This window comes from Saccharopolyspora oryzae (genome assembly GCF_027853915.1).
Taxonomy (GTDB): Bacteria; Actinomycetota; Actinomycetes; order Mycobacteriales; family Pseudonocardiaceae; genus Saccharopolyspora; species Saccharopolyspora oryzae.
Genome location: NZ_JAQGLA010000022.1, coordinates 81,227 through 89,658 on the forward strand (window position 1 = coordinate 81,227; position 8,432 = coordinate 89,658).

An 8,432-nucleotide genomic window follows, 5' to 3' on the forward strand; every position below is an offset into this window, starting at 1 on the left:
ACCGGGGTGGCCCGCTCTGAGCCGGAGCTACGCTCCTCGTGGCTTGTTCGCCGAGGTGAGCGCGGGGCCGGGCGTCGGCAGCACGGGGGAGTCATGCGGCCAACTGGTGATGGGTTGCTGAGCAGACGTGCCGCGCTGGGCGCGCTCCTGGCAGCCGGTGCGTCTCCACTGGTCGTGGCGTCCTGCGCGAACCAGGCGCCAACCACCACTGGACCCGTGCTGCCCCGGCCTTCGACGCCGGAGGACGCCTTGTACCGCCTCCAGGACGGGAACCAGCGCTTCGTCGCGGGCACCCCGCTGCACCCGAACCAGACGCTGGAGCTCCGCCAGCAGCTCGCCGGTCATCAGCAGCCGTTCGCCTCCGTGCTCGGTTGCGCCGACTCGCGGACCGCCCCGGAGCTGGCCGTGGACGCCGGCATCGGCGATCTGTTCGTCTGCCGCGTCGCAGGGAACATCGCCACCCCTGCGGACACCGCGTCGCTGCTGTACGCCCAAGCCGTGCTGGGCACCGAGGTGCTGCTCGTGCTCGGCCACGACAACTGCGGCGCGGTGAAGACGGCGATCGAGGTGGCCGAGGGAAAGACGCCCCCGGGCGAGTTCGCGCCGCTGGTGGCCCCGATCCAGCCGGCCGTGGCCCAAGCCCGCCAGGCCGGAGCAACGGGCGACGCCCTCCTGCACGAGGCCGTCGTGGCGAACGTCCGCCACGTGGTCGCGGCACTCCCCGAGATGAGCGCCGGATTGGCGCAAGCGGTGCGAGCCGGACACCTGACCATCCACGGAGGCGTCCTCACCCTGTCCACGGGCAAGATCGACCCGGTCACCTGAACCCGCCCCAGTGCGCTGTTCCGCCTGCTCAGGCTTCGTGAGTACTTTGGGGTTCTCTAGCGCCCCAAAGTACTCACGTGCCGTGACCGGCCTGGACATCGTGGTGCGGGCCGGTAGTTCCCCGGGGTGGAACGTTCTTGACCTCGACCAGACTCGAAGTTCTAGCGTTGCCTTCATGGTGGACGACATCGACGGCGTTACCGCACTGATCGAGGTGTTCCGGACCGCCTGGGCGAATCGGGACACCGCCGCGTTCCGGTCGATCTGGGATCCGGAGCGAGAACTCGTCTACTGCCCGGCCGAACTGGACCGGCCGCTGCAGGGCGCGGATGCGGTCGGCCGGTACTTCGATCGCGTCGTCGCCGACATCCGCCACGTGCACGCGATGACCGTCTCCGATGTTCGGATCGAGGTCATCGGCGATGTCGCGTGGGTGTTCTTCGCCTTCGACGTCGAAGGTTCGAGCGGGAGCGCTGAGCCGTTCGAAGTGCACGGGCGCAACACGCTGATCGCGCGTCGCACCGGTGCTGGGTGGAAGGGGATCCACTACCACGAGTCGTTGCGCGGCCCCGTCGTCGTGCAGGGGTAGGAACAGGGCGGGCGCAGTCGATCGCGCCCGCCCCGTTCCGCGTGTTCGGCGCTATTCCTTCGCGGCGTCGGACGTCGCCTTGGCCAGGCGGGCGTTGCGGTGGCCGTAGGCGAAGTAGATCACCAGGCCGAGGGCAAGCCAGGCCGCGAAGCGCAGCCAGGTGATGATGTCCAGGTTCGCCATCAGGTACAGGCAGGCCAGGGCGCTGAGGATCGGCAGCACCGGCGACAGCGGCACCCGGAACGGGCGGGCGAGCTCCGGCTTGCGGCGGCGCAGGACCGGGACCGCGAGGGAGACGATCACGAAGCCCGACAGGGCGCCGATGCTCACCATGTCGGCCAGCTCGGAGATCGGGATGAACCCGGCCATCAGCATGATCAGCACCGCGCCGCCGATGGTCATCCGGTGCGGCGTGCCCCACTTCGGGTGCACCTGGGAGAGCTTCGGCGGCAGCAGGCCGTCGCGGCTCATCGCGAAACCGATCCGGCCGATGGTGACCAGCTCGACCATCATCACCGAGGTCAGACCCGTCACCGCGCCCAGTGCGATCAGCGCGGCCACCCACGGCTGGCCGACCGACTGGAACGCCGCGGCCAGCGGGGCTCCCTCGTCGATCTGCCGGTAGTCGACCATCGCGCTGAGCACGATCGCGACCAGCACGTACAGCACGGTGCACACGATCAGGCTGCCGAGCAGGCCGACCGGCAGGTCGCGCTTGGGGCGCTTGGTCTCCTCGCCGAGGTTGGCCAGCGCCTCGAAACCGGTGTAGGCGAAGAACACGATCGCCGCCGCGGTGAACACGCCGCCGATGCCGTACATCGACTGCTCCATGCCGAGCAGGGCCTGCACCAGCGGCTGCTCCAGCGCGCTGGCGGTCTCGGTGGCCGGCTGCGCGGGCGGGATGAACGGGTCGAGGTGGGCGCCGTTGAAGAAGAACAGCCCGGCGACGATCACCAGCACGCACACCGACACCTTGACCACGACCAGCGCGTTGGTCACCCACGACGACTCGCGGATGCCGATCACCGCGATCACCGTGAGCACCGCGATGATCAGTATCGCGCCGACGTTGACCGTGGCGTCCTCGCCGAACCACTCCGACGGCAGGCCGAGCAGGTTCGACACGTAGCCCGACCAGCTGCGCGAGACCACCGCGGCGCCCAGGGCGAACTCCAGCAGCAGGTCCCAGCCGATGATCCAGGCGAACAGCTCGCCGAGCGTGGCGTAGCCGTAGGTGTAGGCGCTGCCCGCGGTCGGAACCGCTGAGGACAGCTCGGCGTAGCACAGCGCGGCCAGGGCCGCGACGATCCCGCCGATGACGAAGGACAGCACCACGCCGGGACCGGCGTGCTCCTTGGCCTGGATGCCGGCCAAGGTGAACACACCGGTGCCGATGATGATGCCGATGCCGAAACCGATCAGGTCCTTGCCGGTCAGGCTGCGGACCAGTCCGCTGCGCTCACCGCGGTCGATGATGTCCTCGACGGGCATCGTTCGGAAGACGCTCACGGGCGCACCGTAAGCGAGGCTCGGCGAGATGGCGCGACCGGCGTCGCTTTGTGTGATCCTTTCGGTACGAAACGTGACACTCGGTGTTCACCGGATGTCAACGAGTGATCCGGATCAAACGGTCAAATGCGCGGTGGGCGCTCCATTCAGGCGGGCACGGCGGAGGTGTCGCGCTCCCACACCCGGTGCTTGCCGAGCACGGTGACGAACTCCTCGATGAAGCCCTCCGGCAGCGCACCGCCGCTGTGCGCGGCCATGACCACGCCGAGGTCGGCGACCACGCCGTCGGTCCCGGAGCCCTTGCGCGCTTCGGAGACCCCGGCGCGTTGCAGCAGCTCCATGCCCTCGTCGCTGGCCGCGACCGGCTTGTGGTGCTTGTAGGCCTCGGCGACGAAGTGCACCGCGTGCCCGTCCTCGGCCAACGAGCGCACGCTCTCCGCGCCGCCGGGCACGATGACGCCGTCGTAGAGCACCGACGCCATGGTGTGCACGGCCCGGTCCACGGTCACCTCGTCGCTGTCGGTGCCGCGGACCTTGCCGTCGCGCAGTCCCAGCACCTCCGCCAGTGCGCCGCGCTCGGCCAGTCCGCGCTGGATCTGGACGACTTCCGAGGCATCCACGCCGTCTGCGACCAGCACCGCGACCTTGCGGCTGGTGATCGTGTCGGTGCGCGAATTGGCCAGGCTCAGCGCGGGGGAGCTGCGGCCGTGGTTCGGCTTGCCGCCGCTGGGCGGTGCCACGCCGACGCCCTCCGCCACCGCTGCGGCCAGCTCGTGGTCGATGTTCTCCAGGTGGTCGACGACGTTGGCGCGCACGTGCTGGTGGTCGACCTTGCCGAGCTCGAAGCGGAACGCCGCGACGATGTGCTCCTTCTCCCACGGCGCCATGCTGTTCCAGAACAGCGTCGCCTGGCTGTAGTGGTCCTTGAAGCTCTCGCTGCGCTTGCGGATCGTGTAGCCGTCCACCTTCTGCTGGTAGTGCCGGAACACGTCCTCGTCGGCCAGCGCCGGGCACCCGCCGGACAGGCTGTTCTCCGTGTAGCTCGTGCGGCCCTGGTGGATCTTCTGCTGGCCGTAGCCGTCGCGCTGGTTGTTGGTCACCTCGGCCGTCGGCCGGTTGATCGGGATCTGCGCGAAGTTCGGTCCGCCGAGCCGGATCAGCTGGGTGTCGAGGTAGGAGAAGTTGCGCGCCTGCAGCAGCGGATCGTTGGTGAAGTCGATGCCCGGCACCACGTTGGCGGTGTGGAAGGCGACCTGCTCGGTCTCGGCGAAGAAGTTGTCCGGATTGCGGTCCAGCACCATCTTGCCCACCGGGCGCACCGGCACCACCTCTTCGGGGATGATCTTGGTCGCGTCCAGCAGGTCGAAGTCGAAGTCGAACTCCGCCGACTCCTCGACCAGCTGCACGCCCAGCTCCCACTCCGGGTACTGGCCGGCCTCGATGGACTCCCACAGGTCGCGGCGGTTGTAGTCGGGATCGGCCCCGGCGATCTTCTGGCACTCGTCCCACACCAGCGAATGGCTGCCCAGCACCGGCTTCCAGTGGAACTTCACGAAGGTGCCTTCGCCGGCGGCGTTGACCAGCCGGAAGGTGTGCACGCCGAAGCCCTGCATCATCCGGTAGCTGCGCGGAATCGCCCGGTCCGACATCAGCCACATCATCATGTGCAGCGTTTCCGGTTGCAGCGCCACGAAGTCCCACAACGTGTCGTGCGCCGAGGCGGCCTGCGGCATCTCGTGGTGCGGTTCGGGCTTCACCGCGTGCACGAAGTCGGGGAACTTGATGCCGTCCTGGATGAAGAACACCGGCATGTTGTTGCCGACCAGGTCGTAGTTGCCCTGCTCGGTGTAGAACTTGGTGGCGAAACCGCGCACGTCGCGGACCGTGTCGGCCGATCCCCGGGAACCGGCGACGGTGGAGAACCGGACGAACACCGGGGTGCGCTGGTTCGGATCGGTCAGGAAGCGCGCGACGGTGTAGTCGGACAGCCAGCCGTCGTAGGGCTGGAAGTGCCCGTAGGCCCCGGCGCCGCGGGCGTGCACCACGCGCTCCGGGATGCGTTCGTGGTCGAAGTGCGTGATCTTCTCCCGGGCGTGGAAGTCCTCCAGCAGCGTGGGGCCGCGCTCACCGGCGCTCAACGCGTCGTCGGTGTGGTCGATGCGCACGCCCTGCTGGGTGGTCAACTTCGTGCCGGTGAGATCCTGCCGGACCCCGTCGAGCTGTCGTTGCTTGTCGTCTTCGGTGCCCATCGCGCCTGGCTCCCCTCGGTGTCGGCTGAAACCGCCCACCAGGTTTCCCGCTGGTGCCGGGGGCTATGCGCGTTCAGGACCCCAGCGCGGCGGGCAGCCAGTGCAGCAGTCCGGGGGCACCGGCCACGAGCAGGAAGTGCGCGGCCCGGCCGATGAGGCTGGCCGCGAGGAAGCCGATCAGCGGCAGGCCCGCCGCGCCGGAGAGCAGGCACATCAGGCTGTAGGGCGGGATGCCGGGGATCGAGGTCAGGCACAGCACGCCCAGCCCCCACCAGGGGCGGTCGACGGTGCGCTGGTGGAACTTCTCGAACCAGGCGGCCCACCGGCCGGTCCGCCGCTTGGCCTCGAGCTTCTTCAGCATCCGCTCGCCGAGCGCGAACCCGCCCTTGCCCGCGAAGTAGAACAGCGTCTTGCCGGCGACCTGGCCGATCGCGGCGGCCAGCCCGAGCGCCCACCAGCTCACGCCATCCACATTGGACACGACGCCCAGCAGGTACAGCTCGATGTTGACGAGTGGGAAGAAACTACCCAGCGCCGCGGTGCCCGCAGTGGCCAGCAGCCACCCGATCATCGGACCACCCGCTCGCGCGGCGGAGCAAGGCGGTCGATCACGTCACGCACTCCACAACGACCAGAACAGGACGACCCACCCTACCGAGCCGCTCCCCGCAACACCCGGCCGGGGACGGGTGCGAATTTCGTGCGAAATCGACCAACATCCGGGCGAACCTCAATTCGTACGAAATTGACCACGCCTGGGGTGGCGCGGCTGCATTTTCGCAGGTGGTGGCCCGTGAGTACTTTGTGGCGCTATAGCACCCCAAAGTGCTCACGGGGCTTGACCAGCGGGGATGTCGCATTCGAGCGTTTCGGCGGGATTCGCCCGGGTAGTGGTCGGTTTCTCGCGAAATCGACCGCCTCACGCTTCCGGGGGAGTGGGGTCGGCGTCGGGGTCCCAGCTGAGGAGGCGGACGCGGCTGACCGTGCGGAGGTGGCGGCGCATCGCGGTGACCGCGGCGCGGGCGTCACCGGCGCGGATCGCTTCGGCGATGCGTTCGTGCTGGGTCAGGGACTTGCTCGGGCGGTCCGGCTGGCGCAGGGATTCCTGGCGGCTTTCGGCGATCTCGGGTGCGATGGTGCGCATGAAGTCTGCGAGCAGGGAGCTGTGCGCGGCGGCGGTGATCGCTGCGTGGAACCGGCGGTCGCCCTCGTTGCCGAGCTCGCCGTCGGCGATCTCGCGGCGCATGTCGGCCAGGGCTGCGTCGATCTCGGCCAGGTCGTCTTCGGTGCGGCGCTGCGCGGCCAGTTCGGCGAGCTTGGTCTCCAGCGCTTCGCGGGCGTCGAGCACGTCGGGGAGGCGGCGCTTGCGGGCCACCAGCTCGTCGACCGGTTCGACGTCCAGCGACTCGCGCCGCAGGTAGGTGCCGCCGCCGTGCCGGACCTCGACCAGCCCCTGCACCTCGAGCACCACGATGGCCTGCTTGACCGAGGCGCGGCTGACACCGAGCTGCTCGGCGAGCTTGCGCTCCGGCGGCAGGCGGTCGCCCGCGCGCAGCCCGGAAGCGGCGACGTGCTCGCGCAGCCGCTGCACGACCTGCTCGTACAGGCGAGGGCGGGCGAGCGGGCGCAGGGCGTCGGACACCGGGTTCCTCCAGGTAGGGGAGCGGGCGGTGGTCAGGCTAGCACCGTGGACGAGTGGCTGAGCCAATTTGGCCACAGAACGCTTGACGGCGCCTGGCCGGCGGGCAAAAGTGGATGAGCCAGTGGACCAATGCTCGGACGATCGTGGAGGTGACCGTGCTGTTCCCGAAGTTGCGGCAGCCGGACGAGAAGGAGGCGCTGCGCTTCGGCGCGCGGGCGCTGAACTACCAGGAGCTGGCCGGGGTGGCCGCCGCGATCGCCGAACGGGTCGCCGGTCGCGAGCGGGTCGCGGTGTGGGCGACCAACGAGCTCGAGACCTGCGCGGCAGTCATCGGCGGGCTCAGCGCGGGCGTCGCGGTCGTGCCGATCAACCCGAAGGTGGGGGAGCGCGAACTCGCGCACATCCTCAACGACAGCCAGCCGGAACTGCTGCTCGCCGCACCCGGGTTCCAGGCGCCGGAGGGTCTCGGCGAGATCCAGGTGCACGAGGTCGACCTGAGCGCCCGCGGCGGTGAGCTGCCGCCGGAGGCGGACGAGGGCGCCCCGGCGCTGATCGTCTACACCTCGGGCACCACCGGCCCGCCGAAGGGCGTCGTGCTGCCGCGCCGCGCGATCAGCGCCAACCTCGACGCGCTCGCCGAGGCCTGGGAGTGGACGGAGCGCGACGTGCTCGCGCACGCCCTGCCGCTGTTCCACGTGCACGGGCTGATCCTCGGCACGCTCGGACCGGTGCGGCTGGGCGGCACCGTGCACCACCTGGGCAAGTTCTCCTCCGCCGCCATCGCCGAGGAGCTCGCCGGGCCGGCGACCATGATGTTCGGCGTGCCGACCATGTACCACCGGCTGGCCGAGGACGCCGAGCGCGACCCGGAGATCGGCAAGGCCGTCGGCAAGGCGCGGCTGCTCGTGTCGGGTTCGGCGGCGCTGCCCGCGGTCGAGCACGAGCGGATCGAGCGGCTGACCGGGCAGCGGGTCGTCGAGCGCTACGGCATGAGCGAGACAATCATGAACTGCGGCGTGCGCGCCGACGGCGACCGCCGACCCGGTTACGTGGGGCGCCCGTTCGCCGGGGTCGAGCTCAAGCTGGTCGACGAGCAGGGCGCGGAGATCGAGGCCAGCGACGACGAGACGGTCGGCGAGATCCTGATCCGCGGCTCGAACCTGTTCAGCGGCTACCTCAACCGCCCCGACGCCACCGAGGCGGCCTTCGCCGACGGCTGGTTCCGCACCGGCGACGTGGCCACCCGGGCCCCGGACGGCTACATCCGCATCGTCGGGCGCAAGGCCACCGACATCATCAAGAGCGGCGGCTACAAGATCGGTGCGGGCGAGATCGAGAACTGCCTGCTGGAGCACCCGGCGGTCGCCGAGGTCGCGGTCACCGGTGAGCCCGACGCCGACCTGGGCGAGCGGATCGTGGCCTGGATCGTGCGCGCCCCCGGCCAGGAGGTGACCGACCAGGAGCTGGTCGACCACGTGGCCCGGCTGCTCACCCCGCACAAGCGGCCGCGCGAGGTGCGCTACCTGGACGCTTTGCCGCGCAACGAGATGGGCAAGGTGCAGAAGAAGGCCCTGCAGCATGGCTGAGCACAGCGCGGCTCGCGCGCTGGTCGAGGCGA

The 8,432-nt window shown here is 69.8% G+C and carries 7 protein-coding genes; 3 read left to right on the forward strand and 4 right to left on the reverse strand.

Features of this window, described 5'->3' with window-relative positions; all coding sequences use genetic code 11:
- The first annotated feature begins 114 nt into the window (after positions 1-114).
- Both OU415_RS16445 and OU415_RS16450 read left to right on the forward strand, forming a co-directional pair.
- Entirely contained in the window at positions 115-825 is a 711-nt protein-coding gene (locus OU415_RS16445; protein WP_270949666.1) for a carbonic anhydrase, read from the forward strand.
- A 175-nt stretch (positions 826-1,000) separates the two neighbouring features.
- Complete coding sequence (locus OU415_RS16450) at positions 1,001-1,414, forward strand: YybH family protein (protein WP_270949667.1); 414 nt, start codon at positions 1,001-1,003, stop codon at positions 1,412-1,414.
- A 51-nt stretch (positions 1,415-1,465) separates the two neighbouring features.
- Here OU415_RS16450 and OU415_RS16455 read toward each other — a convergent pair whose 3' ends face one another.
- The 4 genes from OU415_RS16455 to OU415_RS16470 form a co-directional block, all read right to left on the reverse strand.
- Positions 1,466-2,923, reverse strand: coding sequence for an amino acid permease (locus OU415_RS16455; RefSeq protein ID WP_270949668.1), 1,458 nt, complete (start codon positions 2,921-2,923; stop codon positions 1,466-1,468).
- A 146-nt stretch (positions 2,924-3,069) separates the two neighbouring features.
- Positions 3,070-5,172, reverse strand: a complete 2,103-nt coding sequence (locus OU415_RS16460) for a catalase (RefSeq protein WP_270949669.1) — start codon at positions 5,170-5,172, stop codon at positions 3,070-3,072.
- A 73-nt stretch (positions 5,173-5,245) separates the two neighbouring features.
- Complete coding sequence (locus tag OU415_RS16465) at positions 5,246-5,743, reverse strand: VTT domain-containing protein (RefSeq protein WP_270949670.1); 498 nt, start codon at positions 5,741-5,743, stop codon at positions 5,246-5,248.
- A 348-nt stretch (positions 5,744-6,091) separates the two neighbouring features.
- Positions 6,092-6,814 carry a FadR/GntR family transcriptional regulator gene (locus OU415_RS16470; RefSeq protein WP_270949671.1) on the reverse strand — a complete coding sequence of 241 codons (723 nt, stop codon included), beginning with the start codon at positions 6,812-6,814 and terminating at the stop codon, positions 6,092-6,094.
- A 113-nt stretch (positions 6,815-6,927) separates the two neighbouring features.
- On the opposite strand from OU415_RS16470, the gene OU415_RS16475 reads away from it, so the two are divergent.
- Positions 6,928-8,400, forward strand: coding sequence for an acyl-CoA synthetase (locus tag OU415_RS16475; RefSeq protein ID WP_270949672.1), 1,473 nt, complete (start codon positions 6,928-6,930; stop codon positions 8,398-8,400).
- The last annotated feature ends 32 nt before the right edge of the window (positions 8,401-8,432 follow it).

Bases quoted from the DNA above. Each gene is read 5' to 3' on its own strand.
- OU415_RS16450 (WP_270949667.1), top strand. From the start codon at position 1,001: ATGGTGGACGACATCGACGGCGTTACCGCACTGATCGAGGTGTTCCGG.
- OU415_RS16460 (WP_270949669.1), bottom strand. From the start codon at position 5,172: ATGGGCACCGAAGACGACAAGCAACGACAGCTCGACGGGGTCCGGCAG.
- OU415_RS16465 (WP_270949670.1), bottom strand. From the start codon at position 5,743: ATGATCGGGTGGCTGCTGGCCACTGCGGGCACCGCGGCGCTGGGTAGT.
- OU415_RS16475 (WP_270949672.1), top strand. From the start codon at position 6,928: ATGAGCCAGTGGACCAATGCTCGGACGATCGTGGAGGTGACCGTGCTG.